This window comes from Tritonibacter scottomollicae (genome assembly GCF_032924845.1).
GTDB lineage: Bacteria > Pseudomonadota > Alphaproteobacteria > Rhodobacterales > Rhodobacteraceae > Epibacterium > Epibacterium scottomollicae.
In genome coordinates this window covers 689,079-714,395 of the sequence record NZ_CP136704.1, presented here as the reverse complement: position 1 = coordinate 714,395, position 25,317 = coordinate 689,079, and the positions used below count along the sequence as shown (strand labels likewise).

Sequence of the window (25,317 nt, the reverse complement as noted above, 5' to 3'; positions counted from 1 at the left end):
CTCCTGGCCCGCTAGGGGGCCACAATCCACCGTGTTGCAGATGATGTGGCAGCCAATCAGGGCAGGATTTCGACCGAACCCGCACATTTTAACGAGTTGTTAACCATTTTTCTGGCCGCTGAGCGGTTCGGCATGAAAGATTGCGGCGCGGCGCGCGATCCACGGAAGCAGAGCCACAGATCAAGGCTTCAGACCACGCAAACGGTCACTCACTGCGCGGGCGGGCGCGCCAGCCGCCGCGGCGCCTTGGACGGACGCTCCCTGCCAGACCATCGCGCAGCACGCCTGTCATCGGATGATCGGGATGCATAGGCCCATAGCGTTCCAACAGGGCCGAGAGAGCCGCATTCGTGTCCTGATCCATGGGCGCCGACAAAGCCCAGTCGAGAAAGATGCTGCGGCACTGCGCGGCATCAACCCCCTCGATCCGGTAGGCTTCGCGGATCAATCCCTTTGGGTCCAGCGCCCCGGCCTCAGCTGATGGCTTGCTCATCACTCTCGTCCTTCGTTCCCGCGGCGGCACCCACCGCGGCATCAATACAGGCGGCCGACGTCGCATAAGCTGCTTCCAGCGCCTGTTGCAAGGTGCCAATCCCGTCGCATCCGGTGCTCCGCTGAAGGAAGGCCGCGCCCCCCTCACCCCGTACCGCACCGTCAGAGCCTTTGCCCGCGATCAACCGCGCGGCGCTCTGTACCGACCAATATAGCCCATATGCCTCTGTCAGCCCTTGCGCCTGAGCGTCATCAAGCCAGCCACTGGCGACACCTGCCAACAGCCCCTCTGCCACGGTCCGGCAGGATTGCCCCGCCAGCAGCGTGCCAGCCTGCGCTGCCAGTTCGATATCCAGCATACGTCCCGGCCCGGTCTTGGCATCCCAGGGGCCATCCGGCGTCTTTGCCGCAGCCAGACGTCGGCGCATCTCCGACACCCCTGTCAGGACCGTTGTCCGGTCGCGTGGTGCCGCAAGGAAGTCGCTGCGGAAGGCCTCGACCTCGGCGGAGAGATCCCGGTCTCCCGCGACGACCCGGGCGCGGGTCAGTGCCAGATGCTCCCAGATCCAGGCGTCGTTCTTCTGATACTGGGTGAAGCTGGGCCAGCTGGTGGCCACCGGCCCCTGACTGCCGGAAGGGCGCAGGCGCATGTCCACCTCATAGAGCCGTCCTTCCGCCATCGGCGCAGACAGCGCCGTCACGACCGCCTGTGTCAGCCGCGCATAATATGGCCGCACCGCAAGCGGGCGTTTGCCCTCGGACATCTCGGCATCGAGGGGGTCGTAGATCATGATCAGATCAAGGTCAGAGGAGGCTGTCAGCCGTCCTGCGCCCAGCGACCCCATGCCGACGATCACACAGCCCCGCCCCGGCATCGGTCCGTGCTTGGCGGCGAAATGTTCTGTCACCTTCGGCAGCAAGCCGACAATCACCGCATCCGCCAGCTCCGCATAATGCTGCCCGGCCTCCGCCGCATCAATCAGTCCACGCAGATGATGCACACCCGTGCGGAAATGCCATTCGCGATGCCAGCGCCGGGTCAGGTCCAGCTGACGCTCGTAATCGCTTTCGACAGCCAGCGCCTCCTGCAGTTCGGCGATCAGCGCGGCGCGCCCCGGCCAGTCGGAAAAGAAACCGCCATCCAACACCGCGTCAAACACGGAGGAATTGCGCGACAGATAATTGGCCAGCGCTGGCGAGGTGCCGACGATATCCACCAGCAGGTCGATCAGCTGCGGATTGGCCTCGAAGAGCGAAAACAGCTGCACGCCCGCCGGCATGCCGGCCAGGAAGCCATCCAGCGCGAGCAGCGCCTCGCCGGGGTTGGCGGTCCGGGACAGGCGGCCCAGAAGTTCCGGTTTGAGCCGCTCGAAGATCCGCGCGCCGCGATCAGACCGCAGCGCGGGATAGGTCGGCCAGCGGGCGATCACCGATTGGTCCAGCTCCTCGGGCACGGGCTCTGCCGGTTTGGCCGTACCACCGCCGGAGGGCACGAAGAAGTCCTCTGTCAGCCGATGCACCTCCTGCAGCCGCTCCCGCAGACCGGCGACAAAGCTCTCGGCATCCTCGTCCATCAGGCAGGCGATGCGGGCAAGCCCCTCCTCCGAGGTGGGCATCCGGTGGGTCTGGGCGTCATGCACCATCTGGATGCGATGCTCGATCTCACGGTGGTCGCGATAGTGACGGGCCAGCGTCTCGGTCACATCGGCAGAGATCCACCCGGCCTGCGACAGCGCCTGCAGCCCCTCCACCGTGCCGCGCACCCGCAGCGAGGGATCACGCCCGCCCGCGATCAGCTGACGAGTCTGGGTGAAGAACTCGATCTCGCGAATGCCGCCGCGTCCCAGCTTCATGTCGTGGCCCAGCACGGTGATCGGCCCGCCGGTGCCCTTGTTCTCGCGGATGCGCAGCCGCATGTTGTGGGCGTCCTCGATGGCGGCAAAATCCAGATGCCGTCGCCAGACAAAGGGAGTCAGGGTCTTGAGGAACCGCTCACCCGCGGCGATGTCACCGGCACAGGCGCGCGCCTTGATATAGGCGGCGCGTTCCCAGGTGCGGCCCAGGCTCTCGTAATAGCGTTCCGCTGCCTCCATCGCCAACGCCACCGGTGTGACCGACGGATCCGGGCGCAGCCGCAGATCGGTGCGAAACACATAGCCCTCGGCGGTGCGGTCGTTGAGGGCGGCGCTCATGTTACGGGTGGCGCGCACCATGGCCTGACGCGCCTCCATGAAGTCATCGGGCGCAAAGCGGGTCTCGTCAAAGAGACAGATCAGGTCGATGTCGGAGCTGTAATTCAGCTCATAAGCACCCATCTTGCCCATGGCAAAGACGGTCATGCCGCCAGCGGTTGCGATGTCTTCCTCGCTCATCCCCGGCAGCTTATTGCGTCGGATCGCCAGGGCGATCTCCGCCTTCAACGCCACATCCACCGCCAGTTCGCCAAAACGGGTGAGCGTGCCGGTCACCTCCTCCAGCGGCCAGTGACCGGAGAGATCGCAAAGCGCACAAAGCAGCGCGATCTTGCGTTTGGCCCCGCGCAGGACAGACTTCAGCTGGTCCGGTGGGCAAGCGCGGCAGTCGTCGAACACCGTCGCGCGTGCGGCGAGGGGATCCGCGAGGGCGCCCTCGATCCAGTCACGCTCGGAGCGGATCAGGGTTTGAAGATACGGGCTGCTGCCCGCTGCCCCTTCCAGAAGCGCGCGCCAATCGGCGGGCAAGTGGCCAAGCTCTGCCGTGACCTCGCGGCTGATCGCGGGGTCGAAGGAACGGGGACAGCGTATGATCTGAAGCGCATTTGACATGGCGGGAGACTGTGGCGCAGCGACCAGAGCGTCAATCCCCAAATGCCAGGTGCCGTCCGCGCAAGAACATCGTTAAATTTTCGAAAAGCGATATTGCTGACGCCAAAGCCTGCGCGTTTTTCGAAGCACCAGACGCGCCGCGCCCTCCGTAAACACTCAATCTTTTCGGTAAACTAACGGTTCAGGAGCCGTAAGGCGCATCTACAGCCTTCCACAAATGCAACTATTCGGATATTATTGAAACAGCGGTCGCGCTCCCATTTCGGGGACCGAGTGATGCAGTAACCAGTTGTTTGTCTGGCGGGCTTGTTTCCGGCAGGCCGTCCGAAACCAGTGTTTTCGGACATTATACCTAGTACACGTGGTTTTGGGCGCGTGGCCGCACCTCGGTTTCCCTCTCTCTCTGCGCTTTTGCGTCATCCCGCGTCGCAGTCTGACGGCCTCGGCGCTGTCCTTGGCAGGCATGTTCCTACGCAAAATCAAAGTAAATGTGAAAAACATTTACATGCCCCCTTGTAGGGAGGCCGGTGGCTCCACATATCGGTGATGTAAATGATGTTTACATAAACCCATCACCGTGGAGAGAACCGATGACGAGTTATACCACCAACCTGCCGCCGACCCCGCACCAAGGGTGGCTGGCCAAGAGCGAAGCCTGGCTGGATTCCAAGGGCAAAGGGGCCTGGATCGCGGCAATGGTTCTGGGTTTCGTTCTCTTCTGGCCTGTCGGCCTTGCCATCCTTGCCTATATGATCTGGAGCAAACGTATGTTCAAATCCTCCTGCCGCCGCCGTTCGTCCCACATGCATCACGGATTTCACGCGATGAAATCGAGTGGCAACAGCGCCTTTGACGCCTATAAGGCCGACACGCTGTCGCGCCTTGAACAGGAGCAGAGCGATTTCGAGGCTTTCCTCGCCCGGCTGCGCGCCGCAAAGGACAAGGCCGAGTTTGACGAATTCATGGATGAGCGGTCCCGTCACGCCGGTACCGAAACATCGGATGATGACACCGCCGACCGTCCCGCCGGTCAGGCCTGATAGACACCCTGCCCGCCCGGAGCTGTTCCGGGCGGGAGCGCCGTTTCCAAATTTGCAGGAGCCCCGAATGACCGCCCTTCCCGATCCAGACATTCAGGCCGAGTTCTACTCCGGCGTCGCACCCAAGCGGCTGTTTGCCTTCCTGATCGATTCTGTCCTGATCTTTGCCATCGCAGCACTGATCGTGCCGTTCACCGCGTTTCTCGGTCTGCTGGTATGGCCCGCCCTCTACCTGACGGTCGGCTTTGTCTACCGGGTCGCGACGCTGGCCAACGGGTCTGCCACATTGGGTATGCGGTTCAGCGGCATCGAGCTACGTGAACAATCCGGGCAACGCCTGGATGGCGGCAGCGCGCTGTTGCACACCGTGGGCTATACCGTTTCCATGGCGGTTCCGGTGCTGCAGGTGATTTCCATCCTGCTTATGCTCACCACCGCGCGTGGCCAGGGGTTGAGCGATCACATGCTGGGAACCGTGATGCTGAAACGGCGCGCCTGACGCGCCGTTTTTAACGATGGATTCCGAGGCGTTAATCCATTTTTCACATGGCCACTTGTCTCGCGCGACCCTGTTGCTATCATCCAGATACTACAGAATTGTCATTGGACCGCCGTGCCTCGGCGGTCTGTCCCGTTAGAAGAGAGCCACAGACGCCCCTCATGCGCCATACGCTTCCGATTGCTCCTCAGTTTTATGTGACCGCACCGCAGCCCTGCCCCTATCTGGAGGGCCGGATGGAGCGCAAGCTGTTCACCTCACTGCAGGGCAACGGCGTGGAGCAGTTGAACAGCTCTCTGAGCCAACAGGGGTTTAGGCGATCACAAAATGTGCTCTACCGACCGTCCTGTTCGGATTGTTCCGCCTGCATGTCGGCGCGGATCAACGTCGACGCCTTCAAACCGACGCGTAGCCAGCGCAAGACCCACAATCGTAGTCGGTATCTGGAGCGTCGCGCCACATCGCCCTGGGCAACGGAAGATCAATACGCCCTGTTCCGCGAGTATCTGGACCAGCGCCATGCGGACGGGGGCATGGCCGACATGGATGTCTTCGAATATGCGGCGATGGTGGAGGAAACCCCGATCCGCACTCGCGTGATCGAATACATGGACCCTGAACGGAACGCGCTGACAGCCGTCGCGCTGACCGATGTGCTCGAAGACGGACTGAGCATGGTCTACTCCTTCTATACGCCGGACCTGCCGCAAAACTCGCTTGGCACCTTCATGGTGCTCGATCATATCGAAATCGCGCGCGAGGCGGGATTGCCGTATGTCTATCTCGGCTATTGGGTCGCGGGCAGTCAGAAGATGGGATACAAGGCGAACTTCTCCGGGCTTGAGGTCTATTTCGGCGGCCAGTGGACGCCGCTCAAGGATCCCGCAGCCTTTGAAGCCGAAGACCACCCGCTGTCCTCCGCGCCCATCGCCGAACAGGTGGCCAACATTCATCTGCCGCAGGGCCAGCACCCGTCAAAGAGATAGAGACCATGCAGCATCTGCATGCTCTGTCCCTTGTCGTTCCCGATTATGACGCAGCCATTGCCTTTTACTGCGGCCAGCTTGGCTGGCAGCTGGCCGAAGACGTCGATCAGGGCCGCAAGCGCTGGGTGCGCATCCTGCCACCGGGTGCCAGCCAGGGCAGCCTGATCCTTGCGCGCGCCGATGGCCCAACTCAGCAGGCAGCGATCGGAAACCAGTTCGGCGGCCGTGTCGGTCTGTTCCTCGCCACGGATGACTTCGACCGGGATCACGCCGCGATGCTGGCGGCCGGTGTTGTCTTTGAGGAAGAGCCACGGCACGAACCCTATGGCACCGTCGCTGTCTGGCGCGACCCGTTTGGCAACCGCTGGGACCTGATCCAGCTCGTCTAGATTTTGAATTCACTTTGGTTGATGAGGCCAGCCGCTGGGGCGGGCTGCTCAGTTTTGAGGCTGTGCTTTCCGCCCCTGAACGATGCCACGATGCGCAAAAGCCAAAGGGCCCCGCAGTTGCTGCGGGGCCCTTTTCTGTCTTGGTGTCTTGCCGGTGTCAGATCAATTCGGGATCAGCGCCGGCACGATGGTCACGATCGACGGGAAGAACCAAAGGATCGCCAGCCCTGCCACCTGGATCAGCACAAAGGGCAGAACCCCGCGATAGATATGCCCGGTGGTCACCTCTCGCGGTGCCACGCCGCGCAGGTAGAACAGCGCAAACCCGAACGGAGGCGTCAGGAAGGAGGTCTGCAGGTTCACCGCGACCATGATGGTGACCCATTTCGGGTCGAACGAACCGCCATAGATCACCGGGCCGACGATGGGGATCACGATGTAGATGATCTCCAGGAAGTCGAGCACAAAGCCGAGGATGAACAGCACGAGCATCACGATCAGGAAGACTTTCATCTCGCTGTCGAAGCTCTTCAGGAAGTCCTGAATATAGTGTTCGCCGCCAAAGGAGATCACGACCAGGTTCAAGAGCTGCGACCCGATCAGGATGGTGAAGACCATCGACGTCACCTTGGCGGTCTCCCGCACGATCGGCGTCATCACCCCGCCCCGGAACAGCACCCAGATGCCATAGAGGAGACCAAAGAGGGCAAACAGATAGCACGCGTAGGCAAAGAAGAAGGCCGCGTAGCTTTCTGCCGGCACCACGTCCTGATTGATGCGCAGGTCGAAGTTCACACCGGTCAGGATCGCAAGGATCACCGCAAAGGTGGCCCAGATGATGATACTGCCGGTCTGCCCCTCATCCTTCAGCTTGCGGTAGGCCGCCAGCATGATTGCACCACCGGCCCCAAGCGCCGCGGCCGGCGTCGGGTTGGTAATACCACCGAGGATGGACCCCAGCACCGCCACGATCAGAACCAGAGGCGGGAACACCACGCGGATCAGGTCGTTGCGGGCACAGCGCGCCGCCGCTTCACGACAGCCATAAAGCGCAAGCAGGGTCGGCAGCAGCATCCAGGCCACCGTGGCCGAGGCCGAAGTGGTTGGCGTGATCGCCACGATATCCACCAGCGCCAGAACCAACAGGCCGATGGCCCCCAGGATCAGCGGCTTGGCATCGCGTGACGGCGCCACCCCACGGCCTACGGCCAGGGTCAGACCCAGCAACACGATCAGCGTCGCGATCCCGGTACCGATGGGAGCTGCGTTGGCGATCTTCTGCTCCAGCGCAACCGCCTGCTCGTCTTCCGAGAGTTTGGTCGCGGCGGCAACCCCACCTGCGGCGTCGATCTTGACCTGCTCGGCCACCGCATCGTCCCAGGCTGATTGACCATGCAGATCGATCATCGCTGCCTGACAGTCCGGCCCCACATTGGTGCGCAGCGTCGCGGTCTGCCCCGCATCCGAGAATGTGGAAATGGTGATGTCCTGGCTGCCAACCACGTTGAGGCTGCTCATCAGGACCGTGCCAACGATCAGCGCCGCCGGAACACCAAGGAACCAGGTCAGCCCCTCACCGCGGGTGATCGGCTCTTCATTGGCCGCCCCCATCGACACCGCCGGTGCCTTGTGCGGGTTCATCAGCGCGTAGCCAAAGGCATAAAGCGCATAGAGCAGTGCCAGCATGATCCCCGGCAGCAGCGCCGCCTGGAACAGGGTGCCGACAGAAACCACTGCCGGCTCGCCGAGATAGGTCAACGCGTCAGAGCACCCTGCCTCCTGAGCGCGGTTTTCCTGCGCGGTGGAGTAGAGATCCCCTGCCAGCGTGCCCAGCAGAACGATCACGATCGAGGGCGGAATGATCTGCCCCAGCGTGCCGGAGGCCGCAATCACACCCGTCGCCAGCTCTGGCGAGTAGTTGTTGCGCAGCATCGTCGGCAGAGCGAGCAGGCCCATGGTGACCACGGTGGCCCCCACGATCCCGGTGGACGCGGCAAGAAACGCGCCCACAACCACGATGGACACCGCCAGACCGCCTGGCAGCGGGCCGAAGACGCGCGCCATGGTGGTCAGCAGATCGTTGGCGATCTTGGAACGTTCCAGCGTGATGCCCATCAGCACGAACATCAGCACCGCCAGCAGCGTCTCGATCGACGCACCTGCAAGGACGCGTTCGTTGATGCGATTGACGATGAAGGAGACGTTGCGATCCATCGCAACTTCCCAGCCCTGCGGGAACACCGGTTCGCCGATGCGTGGCAACTCCGGGTATCGGAAGACCGAGATCACATCGGGTTTCACACCCGAGTTGACCAGATTGCTGTAGGCTTGGCTCGACGTATCGATAGCCTGGTGGATAAGAAGGCCACCACTGTCCAGCGCGGCGATGATCCCGAAGGAAATGACCCCGGCCCCGCCGATGGCAAAGGCCACCGGAAAGCCGGAAAGAATGCCCCCGAAGAGGCAGAAAAAGACGATGATCAGGCCGATTTCGACGCCATCAAGTCCGAATAGCATGTGAGCTGTCCCTTAGTTAATGAGCGCCTTCATAGGCTTCTTCACCCGCGCCAAGCGTGTCCTTGTCGAGGTACTTCCCCTCTGCTTCCTCACCCTCGATGAACTCGAGGAAGGAGCGGTAGAAGAAGGCCACCGCATGCAGGAACACCAGTCCCGCAAAGGAGATCAGCAGGATCTTGAACAGGAAGTAGGCGTTGAAGCCGTTGGGCGAGAACCCGATTGTTTCGACATTCCAGCGCAGCGCACGCGCCTTCATGACCAGGCGATCAAGCGTGTCGGACGCCGAAGGGTTCGGCACGATCAGATGACGCCACAGGAAGAACCAGCCGTACATCCAGGTGATAACCGCAACCGGCATCATGAAGATCAGCGAGCCGATCATGTCGATGACACGTTTGGCCCGGTGTGAAATGCCAGCGTAAATCAAATCGACCCGCACGTGGCCGCCCTGCACGAAGGTGTAGGTGACGCAGAAACACACCACGAGGGCGTTGTAGAGTTTCAACTCTTCGGCGAACCAGGAAATGTCTTTTTCCAGCGCGATCCCAAGACCGAAGCTCATGTCCGGGCGGGCAAAGACGCGCTGCATGAACACGATGATGATCTGCTGGACCACCATCAGCAACCCGGCCCACGCAAAGATCCGTCCCAGCGTGTTGGCAAAGCCCTCAAGCGCGCGCACCATGCCCCACATGAAGCCGCGGAAGTAGAGCCCCACGCCGGTCAGTACGAGGAATGTGGTGAAGACCACAAAGAAAAACTCGACCGAGCCACCGTAGTAGACAAAGCGCATCACCGCCTCTTTGTCCTCGGTGGTGTTTGCCCAGGTCAGCCAGCCGAGCCAGAGCTCGGGATGGGTGATGGCATAGCCAAGATTATAAAAGGCGCCAAAAACATTAGAGACGAGCCACCACAGGAAGCCGCCAATTGCGCCAAAAAAGGAAATACTCATGTCGTCCTGCATGGCTCCCCCGGAAGTTCAGCAGGCGGTCAGGGGGCGTCTGGCAACGGAACATCCGGAGACGCGCACCTCAAGACCGCAAGTGCAAAAGAGATCCCCCGCGCGATGCGGGGGATCCGTTTCAAGTTCACAACCGGGGATTAGCCCAGAACGCGATCTCGCTGTGCCACATAGGTGCCGGACGAGGTGTTGATCCAACCCGAAGACGACTTCATCGACGCCATGGCGCTGTCGTAGATCTTCTTGTAGAGCTCGTCGCCCATGTTTTCCTGATGCACTTCCATGGAGGCCTTGCCGAAGGCATCCCAGACGCTGTCGGGGAATTCCATGACCTTGACGCCACCGGCCTGCAGACGCTGCAGCGCCGCGCCGTTGTTGGCGAGGAACTGGCTGAGGTTCCACTGGTGCGCTTCGGCGGAGGCGATCTCGATCACCTTCTGATGCGCGGGCGACAGGCTCTCGAACACTTCGCGGTTGGTGGCAACGGACAGACCCGCACCCGGCTCGTGGAAGCCCGCAGTGTAGTAGGTCTTGGTGATTTCCTGGAAACCGGCTTTTTCGTCCGCCCAGGGGCCGATCCACTCGGTGCCGTCGATCGCACCGGAGGACAGCGCCTGATACACTTCGGAGCCCGGGATGTTCTGAACGGAGGCGCCCAGTTTACCCAGTGCTTTACCGCCGAGACCCGGCATACGAAACTTCAGACCGTTGAAGTCGTCGGGGCTGTTGATCTCTTTGGAGTACCAGCCACCGGCCTGCGCGCCGGTGTTGCCGCCGAGGAAGGATTTCAGACCAAAGATCTGACCCAGCTCGTCGTGCAGCTCCATGCCGCCGTCCTGGTAGTACCAGTTCGCCAGTTCCTGCGCGGTCATGCCGAAGGGCACAGCGGTGAAGAAGGCATAAGCCGGGTGCTGACCGACGAAGTAGTAGTCGGCACCATGATACATGTCGGCCTGACCGGCGGTCACGGCGTCGAACACTTCGAACGCGCCGACGAGTTCGCCTGCGGCCTTGAGGTCAACGGTCAGCGCGCCATCGGTCATGGCGGTGATGCTGTCGGCCACGCGCTGCGCGGAGTCATGCACGCCTGCAAGGCCACGGCCCCAGGTGGTGACCATGGTCAAGGTGCGGTTGCCCTGGGCATAGGCCGGTGCGGCGAGGGTTGCGGATGCGGCAGCAGCGGAGCCGCCGATGGCGGATGTTTTCAGAAAGGATCGACGATCCATGGTGTTAGTTCCTCCCAAAACGTATCGGCCGCTCCGGTGCACGACACTTTGTCCTTGCGCGTGCGGCCTTCTTAACGTGACACACACCCTACCCACCCGGTGAGACATGTGAATACCAATTAATACGTAGACGCGGTGCTTTTTTGTCCGTAGCCGGAGGAAACCAGACCAGAAATGCCTTGCGAAACTGCCTGCGCGCAGCTTTGTGAGGGGGCAAGCGGTTTGCGGGGTTTGAATCTGACCGTCGGTGCCGTAACGATTTGAGATGCCCCTCTGCCCGACCTCCAAATTGGCCAACTGCGGAACCGATATGATGATCCGGCGCCTGTTTCGCCCGAATTACGCACAAAAACTGTCTCTTTTGGCAACGCTCCCGCTGATTGTGGCCTGCCTGGCAATTGCCGCGCTGGTGGCGCATCAGTCGCGCTCCATGGCAGAGCGCGAAATTCAGGTCCTTGAACGGCAGTTGATCGAGGCGAAGAAAGCCGAGCTGCGCAACTATGTTACCCAGGCTAGAAACGGCTTCATGCATATCTATGGCCCGGCTGCTCCTGATGACGCGCAGGCCAAGCAGCAGGTCACCCAGATCCTCAGTGCGATGATTTATGGCAAGGACGGCTTCTTCTTTGTCTATGACTACGACGGCACCAATCTCGTCAGCCCGCGCCAGACGGACTTCATCAATCGCAACTGGTCCGGTCTGACCGATCGCGATGGCGTGCCTGTCGTCGACCGGTTCATCGAGATCGCGCGTCAGGGCGCGGGCTGGCACAGTTTCACCTGGGAGAAACCCTCCACCGGCGAAGACGCGCAGATGATTGCCTATGTGGTCGGATTGCAGGACTGGCAATGGGCGGTGGGCACAGGCGTTTTCATTGACGATGTGATTGCCTCGATCGCCACCTCCCGCCAGGAGGTGGAGCACCGCGTGCGACGGACGTTTCTCTATATCGGGGCGATCACGCTGGTGGCGCTTTTGCTGGTATTTGCCTCCGGCATGCTCCTGAACATACGTGAACGGCGGTTGGCAGATGCCAAACTGAAGGAGCTGACCCAGAGGGTCTTTGACGCCCAGGAAGAAGAGCGTGGCCGGGTGGCGCGGGAGCTGCACGATTCCATCAGCCAGCTTCTGGTCGGGGTGCGCTACACGCTGGAAACCGTGAAACAGCGCATTGGACGCGGCGAATACAAAGCTGCCGCCGCCCCGCTGGGGAAAGGCGTCGAGGGGTTGGCAACCGCGATCACCGAAGTGCGCCGGATCAGCCGGGATCTGCGGCCGGGCGTGCTGGATGACCTCGGCCTTGGTCCCGCGCTCAAGGCTTTGACGGATGATTTTGCCAGCCGAACCGGGATAGAAACCGAATTCACCACGGTCGTATTCCGCAACCGTCTGGATCAGGAAGCCAAAATCGCCCTCTATCGCATCGCGCAAGAAGCACTGACCAATATCGAACGCCACGCAAAGGCAACACGGGTCACCATGGATCTGCGCGGCCACGAAAAAGGTGCAACCATGCGGATCACCGACAATGGCATTGGCCTGCCGTTGGACCAGGCGCGTGGAACCTCCGGCATCGGACTGCGGAACATGCAGGAGCGGATGGAACAGCTTGACGGTAGCATACACATTCTGTCATCTCGCGGCGCCACAGCTGGCAAGACCGGTGGAACCGTGATCGAAGCCAGCCTGCCGCTCAGTCACCTGCTGCCACCGGGAGACGAGCTGGCAGCACACCGCCTGCCCTAGCGCATGCACCAAGGAACCGACGGTTGATCGAACCGGGAGACACAACATGACCGCTATCACCCGCGTCTTGGTCGTGGACGACCACCCGATGGTGGCCGAAGGCATTCAGTCCATCCTGGAGGGGTATGAGGACATCGAAGTGGTTGCAGCCGCCTCCGGAGGCCGCGACGCCATCACCCGCGCCGAAGACCTGCTTCCGGATGTGATCCTGATGGATCTCAACATGCCCGATGTCGGCGGCCTCAGCGCCACCGAAATCATCCTGGAACGCTGCCCGGACATCCGCGTGCTGATCCTGTCGATGCACGACAGCCCGGAATATATATCCGCCGCCCTCAGCCATGGCGCCGTGGGCTACGTGCTGAAGGACGTCCAGCCAGAAGAGATCAAGACGGCGATCGATGCTGTCATGCGCGGAGAGCAATACCTCTGTACAGGCGCTGCGGGATCGCTGGCGCCCAGCTCCGGCACCAGCCGCGAGGCGCTGACCGGTCGCGAGCAGACCATCCTGCTGGAGCTGGCGCAGGGCAAGTCCAACAAGGAAGTGGCAATCGCACTGGACATCTCGGTGCGCACGGTGGAGACCCATCGAAAGAACATCAAACGCAAGCTCGGCATTTCCTCCACCGCAGGTCTCACCCGCTATGCGTTGGAACATGGCGTGCTGCAGGGCACCGGTCGCGGCATCTAACGTTACCCGATGCCCTCAGGCCAGGTGGTCCGTCCGTCCGGCGATGCAGACCGCCCTACTTCATCTTTTCCCAAATATCTCGGAGCGCGAGGCAGAGCCTCGCACAGAGCAGCGCGCACAACCGCGCTGCTGATCCGGCGCGCCGCAGGCGCTCCGCGTGGCCCTCTCCGCTACAAAAGCCACGAGGCGTCAAAAACCACCCCAAATCTTCCCAATAATGTCAAAAAACAATAGGCTGACGAAAGAAAACTTCACAACAGGGGTGTAAAACCTGTCTTTTCCCTGTTGACCCTCCCCGCGGACGCTCATAATGTCGCCGAAGAACGCATGAAGGAGGCCACCGACAATGGCACGGCTAGTCGTAATTGTAGGACACACGCGCATGGGCCGGTGACGGTAGACCATAATTGAACCCATGCGCCTCCGATCCAGAAAATCGGGGGCTTTTTTATGCCAAGACCACTGAGTGAAGACCGACGCGAAGAAAGACGATGTCGTGAACTGGAGCAAAGCAGATGACACGTGAAATGACCGGCGCAAAAATGATCGTACAGGCCCTGAAGGATCAGGGCGTGGACACGGTATTCGGATACCCCGGAGGCGCCGTCCTACCCATTTACGACGAAATCTTCTTGCAGAATGACATTCGCCACATTCTGGTCCGTCACGAACAGGGCGCGGTGCATGCCGCCGAAGGCTATGCGCGCTCCACGGGCAAGCCGGGCGTTGTGCTGGTGACCTCCGGGCCGGGTGCCACCAATGCGGTGACCGGACTGACGGATGCGCTGCTGGATTCCATCCCGCTGGTGGTTCTTACGGGCCAGGTTCCAACCTTCATGATCGGTTCGGACGCCTTTCAGGAGGCAGACACCGTCGGCATCACCCGCCCCTGCACCAAGCATAACTGGTTGGTGAAGGACACCGAGAAGCTGGCCGCCACCATCCACGAGGGCTTTCACGTTGCCACCTCCGGCCGCCCCGGCCCGGTGCTGATCGACGTGCCCAAGGACGTGCAGTTCGCCACCGGCGAGTACCAGCCGCCAAAGCCCACCGCCTCGCATTACCAACCCTTGGTGAAGGGCGACATGGAGGAGATCACCGAGCTGGTTGCCGCCATCGAGAAGGCCGAACGCCCGGTGTTCTATACCGGCGGCGGCGTGATCAACTCCGGCCCCGCCGCCAGCCAGCTGCTGCGCGAACTGGTAGAGGCGACAGGCTTTCCGATCACTTCGACCTTGATGGGACTGGGCGCCTATCCGGCATCCGGCAAGAATTGGCTGGGGATGCTCGGCATGCATGGTCTCTACGAGGCCAACATGGCGATGCATGACTGCGACCTGATGATCAACATTGGCGCGCGCTTCGATGACCGGATCACCGGCCGCATCGATGCGTTCTCGCCGAACTCCACCAAGGCGCATATCGACATCGACCCCTCCTCGATCAACAAGGTGATCCGGGTCGACATCCCGATCGTCGGCGACGTGGCCCATGTCCTGGAAGACATCCTCAAGGTGTGGAAGTCCCGCGGTCGCAAGACAAATGCGGAGGCACTGGCCAACTGGCAGGGCCAGATCAGCGAATGGCGCGCCATCAGCTGCCTGAGCTACACCGGCTCCGAAACCACCATCAAGCCGCAGTATGCGCTGCAGCGGCTCGAAGCGCTGACCAAGGATCGCAATCGCTACATCACCACCGAGGTGGGCCAGCACCAGATGTGGGCGGCGCAATATCTGAACTTCGAAGACCCCAACCGCTGGATGACCTCCGGCGGCCTCGGCACCATGGGCTATGGCGTGCCCGCCTCGATCGGGGCGCAGGTGGCACATCCCGATGCGCTGGTGATCAATGTCGCCGGTGAGGCCTCCTGGCTGATGAACATGCAGGAAATGGGCACCGCGACCCAGTACCGCCTGCCGGTGAAACAGTTCATCCTCAACAATGAACGCCTTGGCATGGTGCGCCAGTGGCAGGAGCTCTTGCATGGTGAGCGCTATTCCCACAGCTGGTCCGAAGCCCTGCCCGATTTTGTGAAACTGGCCGAGGCCTTTGGCGCCAAGGGTATCATCTGCAAGGATCCGGCGGATCTCGACGATGCGATCATGGAAATGCTGGACTATGATGGCCCGGTAATCTTCGACTGTCTGGTGGAAAAGCATGAGAACTGCTTCCCGATGATCCCCTCGGGCAAGGCGCATAACGAGATGCTGCTGGGCGAGGCCGAAACGCAGGGCGTGATCCAGTCCGGCGGCGCGGTGCTGGTCTGATCTTCACAGGTTTTCTCGCGCGGCGTGCCTGCCACGCCGCGCCCCGATATTTCGAGGAAAGGGACTGACATGTCTGCCCTACACATCAAAAAAGGCTCCACCAAGCACTCCGCCTACAACCTGCGTCCGAACTTTTCCGACGTGCAGGAGCGGCACACGATCACCGTGCTGGTGGAAAACGAACCCGGCGTGCTGGCCCGCGTCATTGGCCTGTTTGCTGGACGTGGCTACAACATCGACAGCCTCACCGTGGCCGAGGTCGACCATACCGGCCACCTGTCGCGCATCACCGTGGTCACCACCGGCACGCCGCAGGTGATCGAACAGATCAAGGCGCAGCTGGGCCGCATCGTGCCTGTGCATGAGGTCACAGATTTGACCGTTGCCGGCCCCTTCGTCGAGCGTGAGCTGGCGATCGTCAAAGTGGTCGGAGAAGACGACAAACGCGTCGAAGCGATGCGTCTGGCCGATATTTTCCGCGCCAAAGTGGTGGATACCACGCTCAACAGCTTCATTTTCGAGATCACTGGCACACCGGACAAGATCGACGCTTTTGCGGATCTGATGCGCCCACTTGGCCTGACCAAGATCGCCCGGACCGGAGTTGCCGCCCTGCTGCGCGGCGAGTGATCCGCCACAGGCCGGCCTGGCCGGCCGAAGGCTCAAACCTGCAAAAGCGCACCCGCAAGGGTGCGCTTTTTCCATTGGATCACGTAAAATCAGCCAGAAACGCCGCAGACGTGGCGACCTGATCAGTGTCAGCGCATCAGCGCTATGCGCGCATCAGTTCAGGAAACAAGGGCAGGATCGTCGCCCCGGAATGTTCCGTATTGGCAGCGGCTCGCCGTTCAGGCTCACCGCCCCGCACCGGGATCGACAGCGTCGTGACCTGCGCACCGTGGTGCACAGTATCGCGTCGATCTTCGACGTCATGACCAGCCAAAGCCTCACCATCGACGACGGTCTCACGCTGAGCAATGTCACCAGACACCGCCTCACTGCCCGCGGTCGGCACGCCAGCTTTCAGCACATCCGCAAGCCCTGGTCGCGTATCCATATCAACGACACGAACACCCGCGGCCATGCGCAGACCGCTTTCGTATTGGCTTTTAAATTCCACGAGATCGCCCTTCTTCAACAGGGTGGGTTTGGACACCACATCCTGATGAACGTAATAGGCTAAATCTCCTTGATCTTCACACCAGATGACCGCTTTTGACTTTGCGGTATCGGCCCAGACGACAACCCCGATCATTGCGGACCCCTTTTTGCCCGACTCTATTGTGCGTCAAATTCCTCTTTTCAAACATCCCCAACTTTCGCAATGAGAATTGCAATTTGTGTCGGCGTTGATACTCTACAGCGTCAGGGATTTCAAAAAATGTCTCTGAATGGCGTCATGCCATGATACCCAGAAGAACCAGTGCCGGAGTGAGTGCGGACCAAACATGTTGAAACAAAGCCGATCCCCTGCAGAATTGAGGACAGTCTTCGGAGACAATCTACGCATTCTGGCCCGCGAATACCCCTCCATTTCCGAACTCTCACGACGCCTTGGTATCAACCGCACCCAGTTCAACCGATATCTTTCCGGAGAGAGCTTTCCACGTCCCGATGTGCTGGACCGGATCTGTAGCTTCTTCGACGTCGATGCACGAATCCTCCTCGCTCCGGTTCAAACGCTTGGCCAGAATGAAAGCCACGCGCTGCACGGCAACTATCTGAAAGATTTCATCGACGCCGGGCTCAGCCGTCTTACCGAAGATATCTTTCCTTCAGGGTTCTATCGCTTTACCCGGCGCAGCTTCATCAGCGAAGACAAGTTCGTCGTGGGCATCGTCCATGTCCACCGGATTGACGGGGTGACCTACGTCAAAGGCTACGAACCCCGTGCTGGTATGCGCTATCAGGGCCTCTCGACCGACGGGCCATCCCGGGAATACCGCGGCTACATGACCTGTCACGAGGATGGCGTCGCCTTTGTTCTTAGCCGCCGAAATACCCTGACATACTCCTTCAACTATCTCGCACGGGTCTCATCCGCCGAAAACAGCCTCTGGGCCGGCTATGTCGCCCGTACCGTCCGCGAGAGCGAAAGCGGAGAGCGGGTGCTGCGCATGATCTACGAATATCTCGGCACTGACGTGTCGCGTGCAATCGCCGCTGCCCGCAGCGCTGGCTTCACCAGCGCGCCGGACATCATCCCGTTCCACAAACGGCTGCTGCAACTGGGCACCCCGTTCAAGTAGCCGGAGCGTCGACCCGGAGCAGCCGATAGAGATGCCAGCTGGAATGCCCCAGCCACGGCAGCACGATCAGCAGACCGAGAAACCCCGGCAGCAGCGCGACAAAGGTCAGCCCCGCCAGCAACATGGCCCAGCCAAGCATCGGCAGCGGATGCGCCTGAACATAGGTGAAACTGGTGATCATGCCGGTCACAAAGTCGATCTCACGGTCCAGAAGCAGCGGCAAGCCCAGCACGGTGATCATGTAAATCAACAGCGCGAACAGCGCCCCCACCAGCGTACCGACAGCCAGCATGGTCACACCCTGCAGGGTCAGAAAAACTTCGGTCGAGGTCGACACATTGACCATCGGCATATGCCCGAGAAACAGGGCAAAGATCATATGTCCGAGGAAGAACCAGAACATGAAGACGACGACGATTATGGCGCATATGGATGGCAATTGCCGCCCGCCCTGCTCAAGTATGACGCCAAAGATGCGGCGCGCATCCAGCCCTTGCCCCTGCTCGAGCCGACGTGACACCTCATAGAGTCCAACGGCGGCAAACGGGCCGATAAGAGGAAAACCGATGGCGGCCAGTACCAGCCAGTAACTCGTTTCGGTGCGGAGGGTGATCCAGGCCATCATCCAGCCAGCCAGCACATAGAACCCCGCAAAGATCAGGCCAAACATCGGCTTGGCCCGAAAATCGCGCCAGCCGCTGTACAGGGCCTGGCGCAAAATCGCTGCGTTCACGGGTCGCAACTCCGGCACCCCCATCGGGCGTGTGGGACTTTGCTGGTCGGGCCCAGTGATGTCTGTCATCTGCATCTCACCTTCCGTTCTGTCTCCGGCTCTGTCGCGGAACGCCTGGCGCTGCGCGTCACTCCCTCCGCGCGGTCAGGTCGCCGCCATGGCATTGTGGTAACGCTGGCCGAGGCCGAGGATCCGGGCGTCACTGTTGTGAGGGCCGATGATCTGAAGACCGATCGGCAAGCCTTCAGCCCCGCGCCCTGCAGGCACCGCCAGAGATGGCAGTCCCAACAGGCTGGCAGGCACCACGACCTCCATCCAGCGATGATAGGTGTCCATCGCCTGCCCGGCAATCTCGGTGGGCGCGATCCACTCCACCGGGAAGGGCCAGCATTGCGCTGTCGGCAACAACACCGCGTCATAACTCTCGAACATCCGTGCGGCCGCGCGCATCCATCCGGCCCGCAGGTCGGACGCGGCCTGCACTTCCGCCCCCGTGAACCCGAGACCGCGGTCCAGTTCCCACAGGGCGGCCTCCTTGAGCTGATCGCGCCGTTCGGCCAGTGGGCGCAAACCGGCCGCCACCGCATAGGAGCGCAGGGTGATCCAGCTCTGCCAGATGTGCTCGGCCGGATAAGGCGGGGTCAGACGGTCGACCTGATGGCCTTGTGCCTCGAGGTCGGAAATTGCGCGCTCGCAGGTGTCCAAAATTCCCGCATCCATCGGATACGCGCCGCCCCAATCGGCAAGCCAGCCCAGTTTCAGCGGCCCCGGATCCTGCAACGGTAGCACCGACTCAGCGCCCCGATGCAGGGGCAGACGCGGATCTCCCCCCGCCATGACATCCAGCAACAGGGCAACGTCCTGCGGCGTGCGCGCCATCGGCCCGTTGGTGGCCAGCATGTGCTGGAACATGTCCCCTGCCGGCTCTGATGGCACCCAGCCCCAGGTGGGGCGAAACCCGTATATCTCGTTCCAGCCCGCCGGATTGCGTAGGGATCCCATCATGTCGGAGCCATCGGCCAGCGGCACCATCCCCGCAGCGAGTGCCACCGCAGCGCCGCCGGACGAGCCCCCGGCGGAGCGGCTGGGGTCGATGGCATTGCCGGTCGCGCCATACACGGGATTGAACGTATGCGAACCGAGGCCGAACTCCGGCGTGTTGGTCTTGCCGATCAGGATCGCACCGGCGGCGCGCAGCCGCGCCACAAAGATATCATCCGCCTGTGCCACCTGCCCTGCAAAGAGCGGCGAGCCCTGAGAGCTGACCAGTCCACGCGCATTGGACAGATCCTTGATCGCCATCGGCAGACCATGCAGCGCGCCCCGTTCGGCCATCGGCACTGCGTCGGCAGCTCGGGCCTCGGCCATCAGCTCCTCGGTGGGCCGCAGTGCGACGATGGCATTCAGCGTTGGATTACGCTCCGCAATACGCGACAGAGAGGCCTGCATCAGAGCCTCCGCGGTCAGTGTTCCCTTGCGCAAATCGCCGAGTAATTGGGTGGCAGTCGTGTCGCAGAGCGTCATCCGAAGTCCCTTTCGATCTTTCGACCCAGAGCCTAGGATGCGGATAACGGTCTGAAAAGCCCCTAAAAACTAGAAAAGCAGATGCGCTAGGCGCACTGCAGCCGGACCGCCAGGTCAGGCTGCCACGCCCAACGCCGGAAGGGCATCTGTGATGCATGCACCGGGGGCGGGAGCCGTTCGCGCCAGCATGGGGCGTTGGCCGTCAGGCTAACGTAGCGACGAACACTGAAGAGACCCAATGGGACGCGCAGCCTAAAAGCGACACAACGGCGGACGCGGCGTACCCTTTTCAGTGAATGACGCGCCTTCAAACCATCCGGCGCCAATAGCGCCCCAAAACACCTCAAATCCGATCCAAACATTTTCAGGCTCGCGACCTGCCAACTGTGTCCAAAGCAGATACGCCTCCCTGCCCATCAGAGCGCCAGATACCTCATTCGTATCGCAGGAGGTTTCCGCGCCGCGCGCCCTGACGAACGTATCGAAATGCTGCTCCAGCATGGCATGACTGCGGGCGATCGCAGCTTCCTCCTCAGACGTCCAGCATGCGGGCGCTGTCAGCATGAAACCGGGTGGGGTGACCAGAATATCGTCGGAGAAAAAGGTCAGCTCCCCTTGCTTCAGGCCAGAGGCGATCAGCGCTACCGCTGCACGGAAGCTGCGATCTTGCGACCAGCCGCGTGTCTGTTGCAGTGCGCGCGTCAATTCCGTCGACCCGCCCAAAAGACAACGGGGGCGTTCCATATATTCTGCGAGGGCATCGGGATCGACACCGACAGCGCGCAACTCTTGCGCGGTAATGCCCTGCTCCTCGAAATTGCGAAGCGACAGCCCCTCCTCCCGCAGCGTGTCCGTCGTCTCGTTCAGCCATTGAATTTCGTCCAGCGACGGGATGGAAAGGGCCGTCCGCAAAGTGTTTTGAACCTCGGGACTGTTCAGCGTCAGCTCCGATGTAACATCGGGAAACCGTATCGTGCAGACCTCCGGGCCGAGCACGGTCCAGTCGCCTTGTTTTTCTGCAGATCCATCCACCAGAAGCCGCGCGCCGAGGGCCGTCAGTGCGTCCCCATCAAACCCAGCCGCCGTCGCAGCGCCCGCGCTATGCGGACCGATCACGCAGCCATCGCCACCGAGGTAAGTCAGCAACGCCTCTTCATTTGTTTCCGGAGTGGAGGCGCGATCTTCTGCCGCTGCGGGAAGCATACCTCCGAGAAGCAGCCACGTGACCATGACACACTTCAGCGCAGGTCTCTTCATGGCCTTAGTCCTCGCCCTGGGCGTCGGCGCGGCTCTTGCCGGCCACCTTCATCGCGAGCGTTGCCGCCATGAACCCGTCGAGGTCACCATCCAGCACCCCTTTGGTGTCAGCGGTCTCGAAGTTGGTCCGCAGGTCTTTGACCATCTGGTAAGGCTGCATCACGTAGGAGCGGATCTGGTTGCCCCAGCCTGCATCGCCCTTGGCCTCATGCAGCGCATTGACCTCAGCGTTGCGGCGGTCGAGCTCCATCTGGTAGAGCCGCGATTTCAGGGCCTTCATGGCGATGTCGCGGTTCTGGTGCTGCGATTTCTCGGAGGAGGTCACAACAATGCCCGTCGGCGTGTGGGTGATCCGCACCGCAGAGTCGGTGGTGTTCACGTGCTGACCGCCCGCACCGGAGGACCGATAGGTGTCGATGCGGATATCGGCCGGATTGACCTCGATCTCGATATTATCATCAATCACCGGATAGGCGCCGACGGCGGCAAAGGACGTCTCGCGTGTGCCCTTGCCAAAGGGCGAAATCCGCACCAAGCGATGCGTGCCGCTCTCGGATTTCAGCCAGCCATAGGCGTTGTGGCCCTTGATCTGATAGGTGGCGGATTTGATGCCCGCTTCGCCGCCCCCCTGCTCTTCCTGCAGGTCTACGGTAAAGCCACGGCTTTCGGCCCAGCGAACATACATCCGCGCCAGCATCGACGCCCAGTCGCAGGCCTCGGTGCCGCCGGCGCCGGCCTTGATCTCCAGGAAGGCATCGTTGGCATCGGTCTCGCCATCCAGCAGCGCTTCCAGCTCCTTCTTGGCGGCCTTTTCCTTCAGCGCCTTCAGGGTGTTCTCGGCGTCGGTGACGACCTCTTCGTCCTCTTCCATCTCGCCCATCTCGATCAGCTCGACGCTGTCGTCGAGATCCTGACGGATGCCCTTGTAGGTGTCGATGGCATCAACCAGCGACTGGCGATCCCGCATCAGCTTCTGCGCCGCTGCCGGATCATCCCAGAGGTTGGGATCCTCGACCCGTGCGTTGAATTCCTCAAGCCGAAATTCCGCCGTCTCCCAGTTCATCCGCTGGGCAAGCAGGTCGAGCGATTTTTCGATATCGGCCACGATGGTCTGGATCTCGGCGCGCATGAGCATTCCTTGAAATCTTGTTTGAGATTGCGTGATACCGCAGCACCGGGACCACTACAAGAGTGCGGGCAGACAGGTGTACCCCGCCTGCCCGCACCAGAACTGTCAGTGGTGTCAGTAGAGCCCGCCGGAGCTGACGTCGCCAAAGGTCGCCTTGGGACCCAGCACAGCAGTGCCGCCGCTGGAGGTGGTGACCTGACGACCAGATTCGCTGACTTCCTCGAACAATGGCAGGTTCGATCCCATGCCAAAGCCCCCGTCGAAGGTCAGACCAAAGATCGGCTCTTCCCCGTCGCGGAAATATTCCGCCACCACATTGGCACCGCCCGCGCCGTTGGGCAAACGCCCGCCCGTATAGCGGTCGATCTTGATGAAATGTCCGCCCGGTGGCACGTCAAACGGACCGCCCCCGAACTTCTCGGTCGCCTTGGTCATGAACTGCTGGAACACCGGCCCACACAGGGTGCCACCGTAACCGCGGCCCCCCTTCATCGGACGCGGATTGTCATAGCCGAAGTAGCACCCTGCAACGATGTTGGAGGTAAAGCCGACAAACCACGCGTCGCGCGCGTCATTGGTTGTCCCGGTCTTGCCTGCAGCCGGCACCGGCAGGTTGATAAGCCGCGAGGCGGTGCCGCGATCAACCACGCCTTTGAGCATGGATGTCAGCTGATAGGCAGTGATCGGATCCATCACCTGTTCGCGGTTGGTCACGATCTTGGGCGCGCGGCCCGCGTCGAGTTCGGTAAAGCTGCAGTCCACGCAATCGCGATCATCGTGACGATAGATGGTCTGACCAAACCGGTTCTGGATACGGTCCACCAGCGTTGGTTCCACCCGTTCGCCGCCATTTGCAAACATCGCATAGGCCGCGACCATCTTGTAGAGGGTGGTCTCTTCCGACCCGAGAGAGTTGGCGAGGAACGTGCCCATGTTGTCATAGACGCCAAAGCGCTCCGCATAGCCGGCAACCACTGGCATGCCGACCTCCTGCGCGAGACGGATGGTCATCAGGTTCCGGCTCATCTCGATCCCGGTGCGCAACGGCGTGGGGCCGTAGAACTTGTGGTTGGAGTTCTTCGGTCGCCAGACACCCTGCGGGGTGTTGATCTCGATCGGAGCGTCGATCACGATCGTCGCCGGGCTGTACCCGCTATCCAGCGCTGCGGCATAGACAAACGGTTTGAAACTGGAGCCGGGCTGACGCTGGGCTTGTGTGGCGCGGTTGAACACCGAATCCTGGTAGGAGAACCCGCCCTGCATGGCCAGAACACGGCCCGTGTTCACATCCATGGCGACAAAGCCGCCCTGAACCTCTGGCACCTGCCGCACCGACCAATGCTTCACTGCGTCGCCGTCGCGCACTGCCAGGGCATGGATCACATCGCCCGGTTTGAAGTTGTCGAAGAAATCGCCCCGCAGCCACTTGATATCCGACCGTGGAACGGTGCCGGTTCCGGTGACGCTCTCAATCCCGATGGTCAAGGCGTTTGCCTCAACCTCCATCACCACGGCGGGCAGCCAGGCGCCATCCTCGGTAATGATGTCACGCGAAATATCCGCATCGCCCAATGCCGCACGCCAGTCGTCCTCTGCGTCCAGGAGTGCCGGATCAATCTCTGCAACCGGCCCCTGCCAGACACCGGTGCTGCGGTCGAACTCTTCCAGCCCCTTGCGCATCGCCAGCGCGGCCTCGGTCTGCATTTCCTCGTCGATCGTCGCACGGATGGTAAAGCCGCCGGTAAAGAACTCGCCCTCGCCAAAGTCATCAGACAGCTGGCGGCGGATCTCGTCGGTGAAGTAATCGCGCGGCGGCAGTGCGGTCCGGAAGGCGTCGAAATCGCCGTTCTGGACCGACCGCAATTCCTGTTCGCGCTCCACCTCGTAGACCGCTTCGGAAATGTAGCCGTTCTCTTTCATCTCCCGCAGCACATAGTTGCGGCGTTGGAGAAGGCGCTCTTTTTCACGAACCGGATGATAGTCAGACGGCGCTTTGGGCATCGCGGCCAGCGTGGCTGCCTCATGCGGTTCCAGCTCGCCCAGCGTTTTGTTGAAATAGGTCTGCGCCGCCGCCGTCACCCCATAGGAGTTCTGACCGAGGAAAATCTCGTTCAGATAGAGTTCCAGGATCTTGTCCTTTGACAGGGTCTCCTCAAGCCGTGTGGCGAGGATGATTTCCTTGATCTTGCGCTCCGCACGGCGGTCACCGGACAACAGGAAGTTCTTCATGACCTGCTGGGTGATGGTGGAGGCACCGCGAACGTTCTCCCCGCGGGATTTCACCGCTTCGATGGCGGCGGCCAGGATACCACGCGCGTCATAGCCTGCGTGGGAGTAGAAGTTTTTGTCTTCCGCCGAGATGAAGGCCTGCTTTACCAGATCGGGAACCTCTTCCGATGGGGTAAACAGACGGCGCTCCTTGGCGAACTCGTCGATCAGCTGCCCCTCGCCGGAGAAAATCCGGCTGATGGTCGGCGGCTGGTACTGCGCCAGCGACTCATGGCTAGGCAGATCCCGGCCATAGACCCAGAAGATCGCCCCGATGGACAGGGCACCTACCCCGATTCCAAGGGTGATGGTACTGAAAATGGATCCAAAAATGGACAGAATGAACCTGATCACGGTGTGGGCCTCTCTCGCACGATGCGGCTCCTTATAGGGGGCAAGGTGACAAGGGTCAAAACGAGTTATGGCGGCGCATGAAACGCCACCGGATGGAGGGTAGAGCACATCATAGCAGATGCGCTGGGGTCTGTATTCTCACAATCTTATGTGGGGCCCCGACCGGCAAAAACCAGCAGAGTCG

20 protein-coding genes are annotated in these 25,317 nt (G+C 61.4%); 9 read left to right on the top strand and 11 right to left on the bottom strand.

Annotation, left to right across the window (positions count from 1 at the left end):
* Window positions 1-205 precede the first annotated feature (205 nt).
* Both R1T40_RS03935 and R1T40_RS03930 read right to left on the bottom strand, forming a co-directional pair.
* Complete coding sequence (locus R1T40_RS03935; RefSeq protein WP_317385947.1) at window positions 206-493, bottom strand: hypothetical protein; 288 nt, start codon at window positions 491-493, stop codon at window positions 206-208.
* Window positions 474-3,296 carry a [protein-PII] uridylyltransferase family protein gene (locus tag R1T40_RS03930; protein ID WP_317385946.1) on the bottom strand — a complete coding sequence of 941 codons (2,823 nt, stop codon included), beginning with the start codon at window positions 3,294-3,296 and terminating at the stop codon, window positions 474-476. Before R1T40_RS03930 ends, R1T40_RS03935 begins: the two co-directional genes overlap by 20 nt.
* Before the next feature lie 590 nt (window positions 3,297-3,886).
* Here R1T40_RS03930 and R1T40_RS03925 point away from each other — a divergent pair.
* The 4 genes from R1T40_RS03925 (at window position 3,887) to R1T40_RS03910 (ending at window position 6,210) form a co-directional block, all read left to right on the top strand.
* Complete coding sequence (locus R1T40_RS03925) at window positions 3,887-4,336, top strand: DUF2852 domain-containing protein (RefSeq protein ID WP_317385945.1); 450 nt, start codon at window positions 3,887-3,889, stop codon at window positions 4,334-4,336.
* A gap of 67 nt (window positions 4,337-4,403) precedes the next feature.
* Entirely contained in the window at window positions 4,404-4,835 is a 432-nt protein-coding gene (locus R1T40_RS03920) for an RDD family protein (RefSeq protein WP_106164524.1), read from the top strand.
* A gap of 161 nt (window positions 4,836-4,996) precedes the next feature.
* The gene (locus R1T40_RS03915) at window positions 4,997-5,821 is read left to right on the top strand and encodes an arginyltransferase (RefSeq protein WP_106164523.1); all 825 of its coding nucleotides are present in this window, start codon (window positions 4,997-4,999) and stop codon (window positions 5,819-5,821) included.
* Between the two features lie 5 nt (window positions 5,822-5,826).
* The gene (locus R1T40_RS03910) at window positions 5,827-6,210 is read left to right on the top strand and encodes a VOC family protein (protein ID WP_317385944.1); all 384 of its coding nucleotides are present in this window, start codon (window positions 5,827-5,829) and stop codon (window positions 6,208-6,210) included.
* 162 nt (window positions 6,211-6,372) lie between these two features.
* Here the strand turns inward: R1T40_RS03910 and R1T40_RS03905 are convergent, their stop codons facing one another.
* The 3 genes from R1T40_RS03905 to R1T40_RS03895 all read right to left on the bottom strand — a co-directional run bounded on the left by R1T40_RS03905 (window position 6,373) and on the right by R1T40_RS03895 (window position 10,914).
* On the bottom strand, window positions 6,373-8,727 hold the full coding sequence (locus R1T40_RS03905; protein WP_317385943.1) for a TRAP transporter large permease: 2,355 nt from the start codon (window positions 8,725-8,727) through the stop codon (window positions 6,373-6,375).
* A 16-nt stretch (window positions 8,728-8,743) separates the two neighbouring features.
* Window positions 8,744-9,691, bottom strand: a complete 948-nt coding sequence (locus tag R1T40_RS03900) for a TRAP transporter small permease subunit (RefSeq protein ID WP_106164520.1) — start codon at window positions 9,689-9,691, stop codon at window positions 8,744-8,746.
* Window positions 9,692-9,828: 137 nt separating this feature from the next.
* Window positions 9,829-10,914: a TRAP transporter substrate-binding protein gene (locus tag R1T40_RS03895; RefSeq protein ID WP_106164519.1), complete on the bottom strand. Its 1,086-nt coding sequence runs from the start codon at window positions 10,912-10,914 to the stop codon at window positions 9,829-9,831.
* A gap of 313 nt (window positions 10,915-11,227) precedes the next feature.
* Between R1T40_RS03895 and R1T40_RS03890 the strand changes: the two genes are divergently transcribed.
* From R1T40_RS03890 to ilvN, 4 genes are all read left to right on the top strand, one after another.
* Window positions 11,228-12,661: a cache domain-containing protein gene (locus tag R1T40_RS03890; RefSeq protein WP_317386939.1), complete on the top strand. Its 1,434-nt coding sequence runs from the start codon at window positions 11,228-11,230 to the stop codon at window positions 12,659-12,661.
* A gap of 46 nt (window positions 12,662-12,707) precedes the next feature.
* Window positions 12,708-13,352 carry a response regulator transcription factor gene (locus R1T40_RS03885; protein ID WP_106164518.1) on the top strand — a complete coding sequence of 215 codons (645 nt, stop codon included), beginning with the start codon at window positions 12,708-12,710 and terminating at the stop codon, window positions 13,350-13,352.
* A 515-nt stretch (window positions 13,353-13,867) separates the two neighbouring features.
* Window positions 13,868-15,619, top strand: a complete 1,752-nt coding sequence (locus tag R1T40_RS03880; RefSeq protein ID WP_106164516.1) for an acetolactate synthase 3 large subunit — start codon at window positions 13,868-13,870, stop codon at window positions 15,617-15,619.
* Window positions 15,620-15,688: 69 nt separating this feature from the next.
* Window positions 15,689-16,249: an acetolactate synthase small subunit gene (gene ilvN, locus R1T40_RS03875; RefSeq protein WP_106164515.1), complete on the top strand. Its 561-nt coding sequence runs from the start codon at window positions 15,689-15,691 to the stop codon at window positions 16,247-16,249.
* A 142-nt stretch (window positions 16,250-16,391) separates the two neighbouring features.
* Here ilvN and R1T40_RS03870 read toward each other — a convergent pair whose 3' ends face one another.
* On the bottom strand, window positions 16,392-16,874 hold the full coding sequence (locus R1T40_RS03870; RefSeq protein ID WP_317385942.1) for a hypothetical protein: 483 nt from the start codon (window positions 16,872-16,874) through the stop codon (window positions 16,392-16,394).
* Window positions 16,875-17,067: 193 nt separating this feature from the next.
* Here R1T40_RS03870 and R1T40_RS03865 point away from each other — a divergent pair, with 193 nt between their 5' ends.
* Window positions 17,068-17,868, top strand: coding sequence for a helix-turn-helix domain-containing protein (locus R1T40_RS03865; RefSeq protein WP_317385941.1), 801 nt, complete (start codon window positions 17,068-17,070; stop codon window positions 17,866-17,868).
* Here the strand turns inward: R1T40_RS03865 and R1T40_RS03860 are convergent.
* The 5 genes from R1T40_RS03860 to R1T40_RS03840 all read right to left on the bottom strand — a co-directional run bounded on the left by R1T40_RS03860 (window position 17,861) and on the right by R1T40_RS03840 (window position 25,133).
* Window positions 17,861-18,670 carry a DUF2189 domain-containing protein gene (locus R1T40_RS03860; protein ID WP_317385940.1) on the bottom strand — a complete coding sequence of 270 codons (810 nt, stop codon included), beginning with the start codon at window positions 18,668-18,670 and terminating at the stop codon, window positions 17,861-17,863. The two genes, R1T40_RS03865 and R1T40_RS03860, sit on opposite strands and share 8 nt — an antisense overlap.
* Before the next feature lie 75 nt (window positions 18,671-18,745).
* Window positions 18,746-20,125: an amidase gene (locus R1T40_RS03855; RefSeq protein WP_317385939.1), complete on the bottom strand. Its 1,380-nt coding sequence runs from the start codon at window positions 20,123-20,125 to the stop codon at window positions 18,746-18,748.
* Between the two features lie 252 nt (window positions 20,126-20,377).
* Entirely contained in the window at window positions 20,378-21,382 is a 1,005-nt protein-coding gene (locus R1T40_RS03850) for a hypothetical protein (protein WP_317385938.1), read from the bottom strand.
* A gap of 4 nt (window positions 21,383-21,386) precedes the next feature.
* On the bottom strand, window positions 21,387-22,511 hold the full coding sequence (gene prfB / locus R1T40_RS03845; protein WP_106164511.1) for a peptide chain release factor 2: 1,125 nt from the start codon (window positions 22,509-22,511) through the stop codon (window positions 21,387-21,389).
* Between the two features lie 114 nt (window positions 22,512-22,625).
* Window positions 22,626-25,133: a penicillin-binding protein 1A gene (locus tag R1T40_RS03840; RefSeq protein WP_317385937.1), complete on the bottom strand. Its 2,508-nt coding sequence runs from the start codon at window positions 25,131-25,133 to the stop codon at window positions 22,626-22,628.
* Window positions 25,134-25,317 lie beyond the last annotated feature (184 nt).